Genomic DNA, 12493 nt, shown 5'->3' with positions numbered 1-12493 from the left:
GCGCACGGGACGCGGCAGCCCGGCAACCGCCCTGCGCGCACCGTATGCACGACCCGTTCCAGACCCTCATCGCCCCTTCGCAGAAGGACCCACGACATGAGCCACGAGAGCCACGACCGCAGGACGCGCACAGAGCGGATGCGCAACGCCGACCGCACGCGGGACCGCCGCAACCGTGTGGTGGCCATAAGCCTCAGCGCCGTCGTCGTCGCAGGTCTCGTCGCCTTCGGCAGCTACACGCTGCTCGACAAGTCCGAGGCCTCCGCGGACCAGAAGTCCACGGACGCGAAGGCGTCGGAGCAGCCCGGGGCGGACGGGAAGGACGCGGCCGGCGGCGGGATCGAGGGCGAGAAGACCTGGGACGCGAAGAAGCTGACCCGCAACCACGTCACCAAGACCGTCACGTACCCGATGAAGCCCCCGGTCGGCGGTGACCACAACCCCGTCTGGATGAACTGCGACGGGGAGGTATACAAGAAGGCGATCCCCGACATGAACGCCGTGCACTCGCTGGAGCACGGTTCGGTGTGGGTGACGTACACGGACGAGGCCCCGGCCGCGGACGTGGCCCGGCTCGCCGAGCGGGTCGGGAAGACCCCGTACTCGCTGATGAGCCCGTACCAGGACCAGGCCGCCCCGATCATGCTGAGTGCCTGGGGCAAGCAGCTCACGGTGGACGGCGCCGGTGACCCCCGGGTGGCACAGTTCTTCTCCGCGTATGTGCAGGGGCCGCAGACGCCCGAGCCGGGCGCGGCGTGCACCGGCGGACTGGAGGCCCCGTGACGGGTACGGAACGCACCCGGCGCACCCGCTGGGTGGCAGGTTCCGCCGTGGCGCTCGCGGTGCTGTTCGCGGGCGCCGCGACCGTGGCCTCCGCCCGGGACGACGGGGCGGGCGAGCACGTGAGCGCCGCCGGGTCCGCCCCGGGCACGCCCGCGACGGACTCGGCGGACGCCGGGTTCGCCCGCGATATGGCGGTCCACCACCAGCAGGCCGTGGAGATGTCCTTCATCGTCCGGGACCGTACGCGGGACGAGGACGTGCGCCGGTTCGCGTACGACATCGCCAACACGCAGGCCAACCAGCGGGGCATGCTGCTCGGCTGGCTCGATCTGTGGGAGCTCCCCAAGGTGTCCGCCGGGCAGGAGCCGATGGCCTGGATGGCCGGGCAGCACGCCGGGCACGACATGGATGACATGGACGGGATGGAGGGGAAGTCGGGGATGTCGGGGATGTCGGGGCACGGCGGCGGTTATCAGGCCCATGACGGGTCCCTGATGCCCGGCATGGCCACCCGCACCGAGCTCGGCCGGCTCCGCGAGGCCAGTGGCAAGCAGGCCGAGATCCTGTATCTCCAGTTGATGACGGACCACCACAAGGGCGGGATCGACATGGCGCGCGGCTGCGCGGACCTGTGTGCCGTGAAGGCGGAGAGGCGGCTCGCCCAGGGCATGGTCGATGCCCAGCGGTCCGAGCTGGACGCGATGGCGCAGATGCTGGCCGAACGCGGGGCCGCACCCCGCGGCTGACCGGCACGGTCACGGTTCCGTCGCGCCTCAAGTGCACCCGAATGGGTGATAGCGCTCGCGTACCCCGAACGGACCCCTCACGATGGGTTCGCTCGGGGTCGTAGAGCAGTGCCCACCGGCACGCAGGAGGAGTCCCCCATGACCACCGCCAAGGAAATCATGCACACCGGCGTCACCTGGATCCCGGCGCACGAGACCCTCGACCGCGCCGCCCAGCTGATGCGCGAGCACAAGGTCGGCGCGCTGCCCATCTCGGCCGAGGGCGACCAGGACCGGATGATCGGCATCCTCACGGACCGCGACATCGTGGTCGACTGCGTGGCGATGGGCAAGGACCCGTCGAAGGTGACCGCGGGCGACCTCGCGCAGGGCACGCCGCGCTGGATCGACGCGGGCGCGGAGGTGGAGGACGTGCTGCACGAGATGCAGGACCACCGGATCCGGCGGCTCCCCGTGGTGGAGAACAAGAGGCTGATCGGCATGATCAGCGAGGCCGATCTGGCGCAGCACCTCTCCGACGACCAGATCGCCGGCTGGGCCGAGAAGGTCTACTCCCGCAACTGACCCGCCCGGCTCACGGCCCGCCGGCCTACGGCCGACGACGTACGGCCGCCGGTGTACAGCCCGATGGGATGCGGCCCGACGCGCCCGTCCTCCGCCGCGCGGGGTGACGGGCCACCGTCGTTCATATACCCGGTAGGGGTAGGGTGGCCGCCATGTTCGGGACGAGGAGTGCGAGGTACGGGCAGCTGCTGCTGTTCGCCGCGCTGCTCTTCGGGATCTTCACCATGCACACGGTCGGTCACCCGGCGGAGCACGGCGGGCAGGGTGCCGCGGAGACGGCTGCTTCGCACTCGATGACCGCCGCCGCGACGGGTGTGGGCGCGATGGCCATGGACGCGACGGCCGCTTCACGCCCGGAGCGCCCGCAGGCCACAGGGACCACGCAGCTGGATCACCCGCGCCACGGCCGTCCGGCGCCGATGGGGGGCATGGACCCGATGGCCGTCTGCCTCGCCGTGCTCTCCGTCTGGGGCCTCGCCCTGCTCGCCGCGCTCATGATGGCGCGGCGGCCCGTGGACCGCGTTCCGGGCATCTCCCCGGCCCGTGCGCCGTGGAGGCCACGGCCCCCTCCCCCGCCACGGCCCCGTAAGGCCGTCCTCACGGGTCTGTCGGTACTGCGGATATAGGCGGGCGACCGCGCCCCCGCCCGGGGCGCCTCGCGCTCCGTCCGCCTTTCCGCACACCGACAACATCTTTGAGGTGCACTCAGTCATGTCCGCTCAGCACACCCGCCGCGCCCTGCTCGGCGCATCGGTCGCCCTCGCGGGTACCGGAGTTCTCGCCGCCTGCTCCGACGGCGGCACGTCCACCGGCCACTCCGGAACGAACCACGCCGGCATGGACCACGACGGCATGGACCAGGCCGGGCCGTCCGGCACGGCGGCCCCCGAGGGCTACGTGACCCCCGAAGGCCCCGAGGTCGCGGCGGCCGAGAAGCGCCGGGGCTCCGGTCCCGTACGCGAGGTCTCCCTCACCGCCACCCCGTCCCGGCTCGACCTGGGCGGCGGACACACCGTCAGCACCTGGGCGTACGGGGACCGGCTGCCCGGCAAGGAGGTGCGGGTCACCGCGGGTGACACGCTCGCCCTCACCCTCGCCAACCACCTTCCGCAGGCGACCTCGGCGCACTGGCACGGGCTCGCCCTGCGCAACGACATGGACGGGGTCCCCGGGCTGACCCAGCGGGCGATCGGGCCGGGCCAGGACTTCACGTACCGGTTCGCCGTGCCGGACCCCGGCACGTACTGGTTCCACCCGCACTCCGGCGTCCAGCTGGACCGCGGGCTGTACGCGCCGCTGATCGTCGAGGACCCGAAGGAGCCGCTGGCGTACGACAAGGAGTGGGTCGTCGTCCTGGACGACTGGCTCGACGGGGTGGACGGCTCCACCCCCGACGCGGTGCTCCAGGAACTCACCAAGGGCCACGGTGGGCACACCATGCAGGACATGCCCTCGGCCGGCGCCGGGACCGGACCCTCGCGCATGCTGATGGGCGCCACCAGCAAGCTGCTCGGCGGCGACGCGGGCGATGTCGGCTACCCGTACTACCTGGTCAACGGCCGCACCCCGCAGGATCCGGCCGCCTTCCGCGCCCGGCCCGGCGACCGGATCCGGCTGCGGATCATCAACGCGGGCGCCGACACCGCCTTCCGCGTCGCGCTCGGCGGCCACCGGATGACGGTCACGCACACCGACGGCTTCCCGGTCCGGCACACCACGGCGGACGCCCTGCTGCTCGGCATGGGCGAGCGGTACGACGTGCTGGTGACCGCCGGGGACGGGGTGTTCCCGCTGACCGCGCTGGCCGAGGGCAAGCAGGCCTCCGCGATGGCGCTGCTGCGGACCGGGGGCGGGGCGGCGCCCGGTGCCGCGGTCCGGCCGAAGGAGCTGGACGGTCGGCTGGTGACCGCGGACAGGCTCGCTCCGGACGCGTCCGTGGCGCTGCCCGGCCGGACGCCCGACCGGACGGTGCGGATCAGGCTGACCGGGTCCATGGCCGCGTACGACTGGGCGTTCGACGGGAAGCCGTACAGCGCGGACCAGCGGCATCCGGTGAAGGCCGGGGAGCGGGTCCGGCTGGAGTTCCGCAACGCGACCTCGATGTGGCACCCCGTCCATCTGCACGGGCACACCTTCGCGCTGGCCGGGAACGCGTCCGGGGCCCGTAAGGACACCGCGGTCGTGCTGCCCCGGCAGACGCTCACGGTCGACTTCGACGCGGACAACCCGGGGCTGTGGATGCTCCATTGCCACAACCTCTACCACGCGGAGGCGGGCATGATGACGGTCGTCGGCTACCGGAGCTGACCGGCCACCCGGCGGCCCGTCAGTCGGGCCGCCGGGCCTTTCGCGCGGCCCGCCAGGACATCGCGTCAGTCAGACGATTACACTGGGCGGCGTGCCTCAACTACGCCTCGCACTGAATCAGATCGACTCGACCGTCGGTGACCTCGCCGGCAACGCCGAGGCGATCCTCCACTGGACCCGGCACGCCGCCGAGCAGGGCGCCCACCTGGTGGCGTTCCCCGAGATGGTGCTGACCGGTTACCCCGTCGAGGACCTGGCCCTGCGGTCCTCCTTCGTCGAGGCGTCGCGGGACGCGCTGCGCGCGCTCGCCGCCCGTCTCGACGAGGAGGGCTTCGGGGAGCTGCCGGTCGTCGTCGGATACCTGGACCGCTCCGAGTTCGCCGCGCCGCGCTACGGCCAGCCCGCCGGGTCCCCGCGCAACGCCGCCGCGGTGCTGCACCGCGGCGGGATCGCGCTGAACTTCGCCAAGCACCACCTGCCGAACTACGGCGTCTTCGACGAGTTCCGGTACTTCGTGCCGGGCGACTCGATGCCCGTCGTGCGGGTGCACGGGATCGATGTCGCGCTCGCCATCTGCGAGGACCTCTGGCAGGACGGCGGCCGGGTGCCGGCCGCGCGGGCCGCCGGGGCCGGACTGCTGCTCTCGGTCAACGCCTCGCCCTACGAGCGGGACAAGGACGACACCCGGCTCGAACTGGTCCGCAAGCGGGCCCAGGAGGCCGACTGCACGACGGCCTACCTGGCGATGATCGGCGGCCAGGACGAGCTGGTCTTCGACGGCGACTCGATCGTCGTCGACAAGCGGGGCGAGGTCATCGCCCGAGCGCCGCAGTTCGCCGAAGGCAGCGTGATCATCGACCTCGACCTGCCGGCCGCCGCCGCCGACGCGCCCTCCGGCGTGGTCAACGACGGGCTGCGCGTCGACCACGTGGTCCTCTCCGAGAAGCCGCTGCCGCCGTACGAAGCGGAGCTGGCCGGCGGCTACGCGGACCGGCTCGACGACGACGAGGAGCTGTACTCCGCGCTCGTCGTGGGGCTGCGCGCGTACGCCGCGAAGAACGGCTTCAGCAGCGTGCTCATCGGGCTGTCCGGCGGGATCGACTCGGCGCTGGTCGCGGCGATCGCCTGCGACGCGCTGGGGGCGGAGAACGTCTACGGCATCTCGATGCCGTCGAAGTACTCCTCCGACCACTCCAAGGGCGACGCGGCCGAGCTGGCGCGGCGCACCGGGCTGAACTTCCGCACCGTACCGATCGAGCCGATGTTCGACGCGTACATGGGCTCTCTGGGGCTCACCGGTCTCGCCGAGGAGAACCTCCAGTCGCGGCTGCGCGGCACGATGCTGATGGCCGTCTCCAACCAGGAGGGCCAGATCGTCCTGGCACCGGGCAACAAGTCCGAGCTGGCGGTCGGCTACTCGACCCTCTACGGGGACTCGGTCGGTGCGTACGGGCCGATCAAGGACGTCTACAAGACGGCGGTCTTCCGGCTGGCGAAGTGGCGCAACCGGGCCGCGGAGGAGCGCGGGCAGACCCCGCCGATCCCGGAGGCCTCCATCACCAAGCCGCCCAGCGCGGAGCTGCGCCCCGGACAGGTCGACACGGACTCGCTGCCGGACTACGACGTGCTGGACCGGATCCTGGAGCTGTACGTCGACCGGGACCAGGGGCTCGACGCGATCGTCGCCGCCGGGTTCGACGCGGCGCTGGTCGCGAAGACGCTGCGGATGGTGGACACGGCGGAGTACAAGCGGCGGCAGTATCCGCCGGGCACGAAGATCTCGCCCAAGGGCTTCGGCAAGGACCGGCGGCTGCCGATCACCAACCGGTGGCGCGAGTCCGGCTGACGCCGGGGGTGGGGTACGGCTGCGGCTTCGGGCCCGTCCGGCGGGGGGGTGTCCTCGATCGCCGGACGGGCTTGTTCTTGCCGGGCGGCCGTTGCCCGGTGCGCGTCCGGGCCGGTGGCCCGTGGTGCCCTCAATCGCCGGACGGGCTCGATGGTGCCGGGGCCCGTCGCCCGGACGGTGCCGGGGTCCGCTCGGCTGCCGGCGTGGCCCTGGCCACCACCCTCGACGGGGCGCGGTCGCGGTCCAGGACGCCCGCGGTGACCGCCACCGCGAGGCCCGCCACGGCGAGGACCGCGCCGACCGGGGCCGGGGACGTCCAGCCCCAGCCCGCCGCGATGGCCATGCCGCCCAGCCAGGCGCCACCCGCGTTGGCCAGGTTGAACGCGGAGTGGTTGGAGGCGGACGCCAGGGTCGGGGCGTCCTTGGCCTTGTTCATGACGAGCATCTGCAGCGGCGTCGTCGTCATGAAGCCGACCCCGCCCAGCAGCACCACCATCACCAGCGCGGCCCACCGCACATGGGCGGCGAACGGGAAGACGACCAGGACGACCGCGAGCGCGCCCAGCGATCCGTACAGCGTGGGACGCAGTGCCCGGTCCGTGAGCGGGCCCGCGGCGAGCGCGCCCAGCGTCATGCCGATGCCGAAGAGCGCCAGCACCAGCGTCACGGAGGACTCCCCGAAGCCCATCGCCTCTGTCGTCATCGCCGAGAGGTAGGAGTACACGGCGAAGACCCCGGCGAAGCCGAAGACGGCGGTGAGCAGTCCGAGCAGCACCTGCCGGTTGCCCAGGGCCCGCAGCTCGCGGCGGACGTCCTGGTGGGCCTCGACCGGGATCTGCGGGACGAGCCGGGCCAGCGCCGCCATCGCGCCCAGCCCGATCAGCGCGACCACCAGGAACGTGGCCCGCCAGCCGAGGTGCTGGCCGAGCAGCGTGGCGGCGGGCACCCCGACGATGTTGGCGACGGTCAGGCCGAGGAACATCGTCGCCACGGCCCGCGCCCGGCGCCCTTCGGCCACCAGCCGGGCCGCGACGACCGCGCCGACGCCGAAGAAGGCGCCGTGCGGCAGCCCGGCCAGGATCCGGCCCGCGATCAGCCAGCCGAAGCCGGGGGCGAGCGCGGAGGCGAGGTTGCCGACGGTGAAGAGCGCCATCAGCAGCAGGAGCATCCGCTTGCGCGGGACGCGCGAGCCGAGGGCGGTGAGCAGCGGGGCGCCGAGCACCACGCCGATCGCATAGGCCGACACGAGATAGCCCGCCGTGGGGACGGAGGTGCCGAGGTCGTCCGCGACGTCGGGCAGCAGGCCCATCATCACGAACTCCGTGGTGCCGATGCCGAAGGCGCTCACCGCGAGTGCGAGCAGGGCCAGGGGCATGAGGAGAGACCTTTCCGAAGGGGGGGCGGAGCGCGCGACGGCGGGCCGGCTCCCTCGCCGGTCGGCCTCGGTCCCTGATCGGAACAAATACTCTCAGATGGTTTATGCCGGGAGGTAAACGGACCGTGACCGGACGGCGGTCAGGGGCGTCCCGGCCCGGTACGGCTCAGAGCTTGACGCGGGCAGCGATCGGGAGGTGGTCGCTGTCCGTCGCGGGCAGCGTCCAGGACGACACCGGGTCGACGCCCTTCACCATGATCTGGTCGATCCGGGCCATCGGGAACGAGGCGGGCCAGCTGAATCCGAAGCCGTCGCCGGCCGCGCCCTGGGTGGAGCGCATCTGGGAGGTGACCGCGTTGAGCGAGCGGTCGTTCATCGTGCCGTTGAGGTCTCCGAGCAGGACGACCCGGCCGAGTCCCTCGTCCGCGATGGCCTCACCGAGCGCGTCCGCGCTCTGGTCGCGCTGGTTCGCGGTGAATCCGGCGTGCAGTTTGACCCGTACCGAGGGCAGATGCGCGACGACGAAGCCGACCTTCCCCCTGGGCGTGGCGACGGTGGTGCGCATGGCGCGGACCCAGCCCATCTTGATGTCCACCGGGCGGGTGTCGCTGATCGGGTACTTGCTCCACAGCCCGACGGTGCCCTGTACCGAGTGGTACGGGAAGCGGTCGGCGAGCGCCGACTCGTAGGTCTTCACCTTGCCGGCAGGCAGTTCCTGGAGGGCGATGACGTCGGCCCCGGAGCCCGCGACCTGCTGGGCGGTGCCCGCGGGGTCGGCGTTGTCCGCGTTGACGTTGTGGGTGGCGACGGTGAGGTCGCCGCCGCCGCCGGACTTGTCGGTGAGCAGTCCGCCGAACACGTTGAACCAGACGATGACCGGCAGCAGGAGCACGATCAGCGCGGTCGCGGAGCGCCGCACCAGGCCCAGTACGAGCAGCACCGGTACGAAGAGGGCGATCCACGGCAGGAACGTCTCGGTGAGGCTGCCCAGGTTGCCGATGGTGTTCGGGATGTGGGAGTGCAGGAGCATGACGAAGGTCAGCACCAGCGAGCAGCCGGCCAGGACCAGTCCGCGCCGCCAGACGCCCCGGTCCCGGGCCAGCCGGACCAGTCTGTCGCTCAGTCTGTCGCGCAGGTCCCGGAAGCGGGGGCCGGTGGGCTGCGGTCCTCCGCCGCCGTTTCCGGTGTCCGCCCTGTACGCCTGCACCATCGCGCTGTCCTCACTGCCTTGCCGTGCACATCGCCGCGCCCACGACCCTAGGCGATGAGCGACGCGATTCCCGCCGTCGACGACGGCCGTACTGCCACCAGGACGAACGAGGGGGCGCGGCCAGTTCCGGCCGGAGGCGGTCTGCGGGGGCTTGTGACAGAACGATCACACGCGTGGGGGTCCGGGCGCGTCATCCCCGCCGGGCGGCGCCGCCCGGCGGCCGCGGCGCGACCCCCTCGACCAGCAGCTGGATGATGCGGTCGGCGAGGTCCTCCGGCAGCGGTGCGTCGGGCCGGTGGATGGTGCGTACGAGCATGGGGCCGACGAAGAGGTCGTCCATCAGTTCCACATCCGTGTCGTCGCGCAGCTCACCGGACTCGACGGCCCGCCGGACGGCCGCGAGCATGGCGGCCCGGCGTGGCGCTATCACGGTGCACTGGTATTCGGCCCAGAGCCGGGGGTGGCTCTTCATCTGGGCGAAGACGTTGTGCAGCAGTACGGAGGAGCGCTGGGCCAGTCCGCGCCTGCGCATCGACTCCAGCAGGACGCGCAGGTCCCCGAGACCCCCCGTGCCGGAGACGTCGGGCTCCGTGGGCTCGATGTCGCGCAGGACGTCGACGAAGAGCTCCTCCTTGTCGGTCCAGCGCCGGTAGATGGTGGCCTTGCCGACCCCGGCGGTGCGGGCGATCCGCTCGATGGACAGGCCCGCGAGGGGCTCGCCGGCCTCCAGCAGTCCGACGACGGCGTCCAGGATGGACCGCTCGGCCGCCGCGCTGCGCGGACGCCCTCGGCGGGGTTCCTGCTCTTCGCCGGGGGTGCGGTCGCGCTCGCCCGGGGCCTGCTCGTCCCGGTCCGCTGCCTGAGCCTGCACGTGAAACCACCTTTCGCTGCCCCCGATTCTCCCCGAACGGACCGGTCCCGGCGGCCTCCTCCCGGGACCGGTCCGTTCCGGCGTCACCGTGCGGAGGGCGCGGGCACCGCCGGATCGTCCTGGGCGCCGTTCGCGGCGGGCGCCTGCGCGGCGGGCGTCCGGCCCGGCAGGAACAGCGCGACCACGATGGCCCCGAGGAGGGCGACGAAGGCCGAGCTGATGGCCGTGACGTGCATGGCGCCGAGGAACGCGTCGTGTGCGGCGGCGACCAGCGGGGCGCCCTTCGGTCCCATCTTCTCCGCGATGCCGAGCGTCGCCTCGATCGACTCCGCCGCGGTGTCCCTGGCGGCGGCCGGGAGCGCCCCGAGGTGGCTCTCGATGTCGCCGCGGTAGACGGCGGAGAGCACGGAGCCGAGGACGGCGATCCCGAGCGCGCCGCCGACCTGCCGGAACGTGTTGTTGACGGCGGAGCCGGAGCCGGCCTTCTCGCGCGGCAGCGCCTGCATGACGGCGACGGTGACCGGCGGCATCACATGGGCCATGCCGGTGCCCTGCACGAAGAAGACCACACACATCAGCCAGACGGGGGTGTCGGCGTCGAACAGCGCGAACGCCGCGAGACCGGCCGCGACCAGCAGCATGCCGACGGTGCACACGGCACGGGCACCGAACCGCGCGACCACCAGCCGGGCCCTGGGCGCGAAGACCATCTGGGCGATGGCCAGCGGCAGGATCAGCAGCCCGGACTGCAGGGCGCTCCAGCCCCGCACGCTCTGCATGTAGAAGGCGGAGAAGAACGTCACCCCCATCAGGGCGAAGAAGACCAGCGCGATGGCGGCGACGGCGGCGGAGAAGGCCGGCTTCCTGAAGTACGTGATGTCGATGGCGGGGCTGGCGCTGCGCTTCTCGTGGAGGACGAACACCGCCAGGACGGCGAGGCCGCCGATGACCGGCAGGAGTACCGAGACGTCGGTGAAGTCGGCCAGCTCGCCGCCGCGGATGATCCCGTACACCAGCAGCACCAGGCCGATGATGGAGAGCACCACTCCGACCGGGTCCAGGCGGCCCGGCTTCGGGTCCCTGGAGTCCGGTACGAGGATCAGCATCGCGATCAGCGCGATGATCACGACGGGCACGTTGACCAGGAAGATCGAGCCCCACCAGAAGTGTTCGAGGAGCAGGCCGCCGGTGATCGGGCCGATCGCGATGCCGAGGCCGACGCTGCCCGCCCAGATGCCGATCGCCTTGGGCTGCTCGTCGCGCTCGAAGACGTTCATCAGGACGGCGAGGGTGGCCGGCATCACGAAGGCGGCGCCGAAGCCCATCACGGCACGCCAGGCGATGAGCTCGCCGGGCGAGCCGGACATGGCGGCGAAGGCGGAGCCGATACCGAAGAGCACGATGCCCAGGAGCAGCATCTTCTTGCGCCCGACGCGGTCACCGAGCAGTCCCGCGGTGAAGAGCAGTCCGGCGAAGACGAGGGTGTAGGAGTTGATCGCCCACTCCAGCTCGCTCTGGGTGGCCCCCAGTCCGGTGGGTGCGGGGGAAGCGATCGTCTTGACGGCGACGTTGAGGATCGAGTTGTCCAGCACCACGATGAGCAGGCTGAACATCAGGACAACGAGAATCGCCCAGCGGCGGCGGTGGACCGCCTCCGGGACCTGGGGCACGACGGCGGGAGCGCCGGACGGTATGGACATGGAGGAGAGCCTAACCTCATTTCGATACGAGACCGTCTCGTATTGGAAAGTCTTTACCGGGTGACAAGGCACTCCGTGCCGGCCGGGTGCGCGGGCCCACTTCCCGTGACCGGCTCCGGGATGCCACCATGGAAGGGATCCGGGGACGCCGTCAGGGCGCCTCGAGATGACGAAGGAGCCGTTGGCAATGTCGCTTCAGGCTGCGCACAACCAGTCCGCCACACCCCCCGCCGACAGCAGCAAGGCGCTGTACGGAGGAAAGAGCAACCGCCGCGTCACCGTCCACGACATCGCCGCCGCCACCGAGCGCGGCGAGAAGTGGCCCATGCTCACCGCCTACGACGCGATGACCGCGTCCGTCTTCGACGAGGCCGGTATCCCGGTCATGCTCGTGGGCGACTCGATGGGCAACTGTCACCTCGGCTACGAGACCACCGTGCCCGTCACGATGGATGAGATCGCCATCCTGTCCGCCGCCGTCGTACGGGGCACCAAGCGCGCCCTCGTCGTCGCCGACCTGCCCTTCGGGGCCTACCAGGAGGGCCCGGTCCAGGCCCTGCGCAACGCCACCCGGCTGATCAAGGAGTCCGGGGTCGGCGCGGTCAAGCTGGAGGGCGGCGAGCGCAGCCACGAGCAGATCAAGCTCCTGGTCGACGCCGGCATCCCGGTGATGGCCCACATCGGCCTGACCCCGCAGTCCGTCAACGCGATGGGCTACCGGGTGCAGGGCCGCGGCGAGGAGGCCGCCCAGCAGATGCTGCGCGACGCCAAGGCCGTACAGGACGCGGGCGCGTTCGCCGTCGTCCTGGAGCTCGTACCGGCCGAGCTGGCCGCCGAGGTCACCCGCATCCTGCACATCCCGACCATCGGCATCGGCGCCGGTCCGGAAACCGACGCCCAGGTGCTGGTCTACACCGACATGGTCGGGCTGACCGGCGGCAAGGTGCCGCGCTTCACCAAGCAGTACGCCGACCTGCGCCAGATCCTCGGTGACGCCGCCAAGGCGTACGCGGACGAGGTCGTCGGCGGCACCTTCCCGGCGCCGGAGCACACCTTCCACTGACCGGACCCCACCGGCCGGACGACCGCCT

Annotated in this window: 11 protein-coding genes; 7 read left to right on the top strand and 4 right to left on the bottom strand. The window is 71.9% G+C overall.

Annotation, left to right across the window (positions count from 1 at the left end):
• Positions 1-96 precede the first annotated feature (96 nt).
• From ACIP89_RS04115 to ACIP89_RS04090, 6 genes are all read left to right on the top strand, one after another.
• Complete coding sequence (locus tag ACIP89_RS04115) at positions 97-783, top strand: DUF3105 domain-containing protein (RefSeq protein WP_401922493.1); 687 nt, start codon at positions 97-99, stop codon at positions 781-783.
• A complete protein-coding gene (locus tag ACIP89_RS04110; protein WP_402112900.1) occupies positions 780-1529 on the top strand; it encodes a DUF305 domain-containing protein in 750 nt (249 codons plus the stop codon). Before ACIP89_RS04115 ends, ACIP89_RS04110 begins: the two co-directional genes overlap by 4 nt.
• Positions 1530-1667: 138 nt before the next feature.
• Entirely contained in the window at positions 1668-2093 is a 426-nt protein-coding gene (locus ACIP89_RS04105) for a CBS domain-containing protein (RefSeq protein WP_024489914.1), read from the top strand.
• A gap of 152 nt (positions 2094-2245) precedes the next feature.
• Positions 2246-2719, top strand: coding sequence for a hypothetical protein (locus ACIP89_RS04100; RefSeq protein ID WP_402112898.1), 474 nt, complete (start codon positions 2246-2248; stop codon positions 2717-2719).
• An 85-nt stretch (positions 2720-2804) separates the two neighbouring features.
• Positions 2805-4400, top strand: a complete 1596-nt coding sequence (locus tag ACIP89_RS04095) for a multicopper oxidase family protein (RefSeq protein WP_402112896.1) — start codon at positions 2805-2807, stop codon at positions 4398-4400.
• Between the two features lie 91 nt (positions 4401-4491).
• On the top strand, positions 4492-6246 hold the full coding sequence (locus ACIP89_RS04090) for an NAD+ synthase (RefSeq protein ID WP_402112894.1): 1755 nt from the start codon (positions 4492-4494) through the stop codon (positions 6244-6246).
• Positions 6247-6376: 130 nt separating this feature from the next.
• Here the strand turns inward: ACIP89_RS04090 and ACIP89_RS04085 are convergent, their stop codons facing one another.
• From ACIP89_RS04085 to ACIP89_RS04070, 4 genes are all read right to left on the bottom strand, one after another.
• A complete protein-coding gene (locus ACIP89_RS04085; RefSeq protein WP_401922480.1) occupies positions 6377-7621 on the bottom strand; it encodes an MFS transporter in 1245 nt (414 codons plus the stop codon).
• A 166-nt stretch (positions 7622-7787) separates the two neighbouring features.
• Positions 7788-8831: an endonuclease/exonuclease/phosphatase family protein gene (locus ACIP89_RS04080; RefSeq protein ID WP_401922478.1), complete on the bottom strand. Its 1044-nt coding sequence runs from the start codon at positions 8829-8831 to the stop codon at positions 7788-7790.
• Positions 8832-9021: 190 nt separating this feature from the next.
• Positions 9022-9702 carry a TetR/AcrR family transcriptional regulator gene (locus ACIP89_RS04075; RefSeq protein WP_402112891.1) on the bottom strand — a complete coding sequence of 227 codons (681 nt, stop codon included), beginning with the start codon at positions 9700-9702 and terminating at the stop codon, positions 9022-9024.
• An 83-nt stretch (positions 9703-9785) separates the two neighbouring features.
• On the bottom strand, positions 9786-11402 hold the full coding sequence (locus tag ACIP89_RS04070) for a DHA2 family efflux MFS transporter permease subunit (RefSeq protein ID WP_402112889.1): 1617 nt from the start codon (positions 11400-11402) through the stop codon (positions 9786-9788).
• Between the two features lie 187 nt (positions 11403-11589).
• On the opposite strand from ACIP89_RS04070, the gene panB reads away from it, so the two are divergent.
• A complete protein-coding gene (gene panB, locus ACIP89_RS04065; protein WP_401922472.1) occupies positions 11590-12465 on the top strand; it encodes a 3-methyl-2-oxobutanoate hydroxymethyltransferase in 876 nt (291 codons plus the stop codon).
• Positions 12466-12493 lie beyond the last annotated feature (28 nt).

It is taken from the genome of Streptomyces sp. NPDC088730, from assembly GCF_044751215.1.
GTDB lineage: Bacteria > Actinomycetota > Actinomycetes > Streptomycetales > Streptomycetaceae > Streptomyces.
The sequence above is the reverse complement of the archived record's forward strand: the minus strand, read 5'-3'. Positions and strand labels throughout refer to the sequence as shown.

Coding starts and splice junctions, on each gene's coding strand:
- ACIP89_RS04085 (WP_401922480.1), bottom strand. CDS start 7,621: ATGCCCCTGGCCCTGCTCGCACTCGCGGTGAGCGCCTTCGGCATCGGC.
- panB (WP_401922472.1), top strand. CDS start 11,590: ATGTCGCTTCAGGCTGCGCACAACCAGTCCGCCACACCCCCCGCCGAC.
- ACIP89_RS04095 (WP_402112896.1), top strand. CDS start 2,805: ATGTCCGCTCAGCACACCCGCCGCGCCCTGCTCGGCGCATCGGTCGCC.
- ACIP89_RS04080 (WP_401922478.1), bottom strand. CDS start 8,831: ATGGTGCAGGCGTACAGGGCGGACACCGGAAACGGCGGCGGAGGACCG.
- ACIP89_RS04070 (WP_402112889.1), bottom strand. CDS start 11,402: ATGTCCATACCGTCCGGCGCTCCCGCCGTCGTGCCCCAGGTCCCGGAG.
- ACIP89_RS04115 (WP_401922493.1), top strand. CDS start 97: ATGAGCCACGAGAGCCACGACCGCAGGACGCGCACAGAGCGGATGCGC.
- ACIP89_RS04100 (WP_402112898.1), top strand. CDS start 2,246: ATGTTCGGGACGAGGAGTGCGAGGTACGGGCAGCTGCTGCTGTTCGCC.
- ACIP89_RS04105 (WP_024489914.1), top strand. CDS start 1,668: ATGACCACCGCCAAGGAAATCATGCACACCGGCGTCACCTGGATCCCG.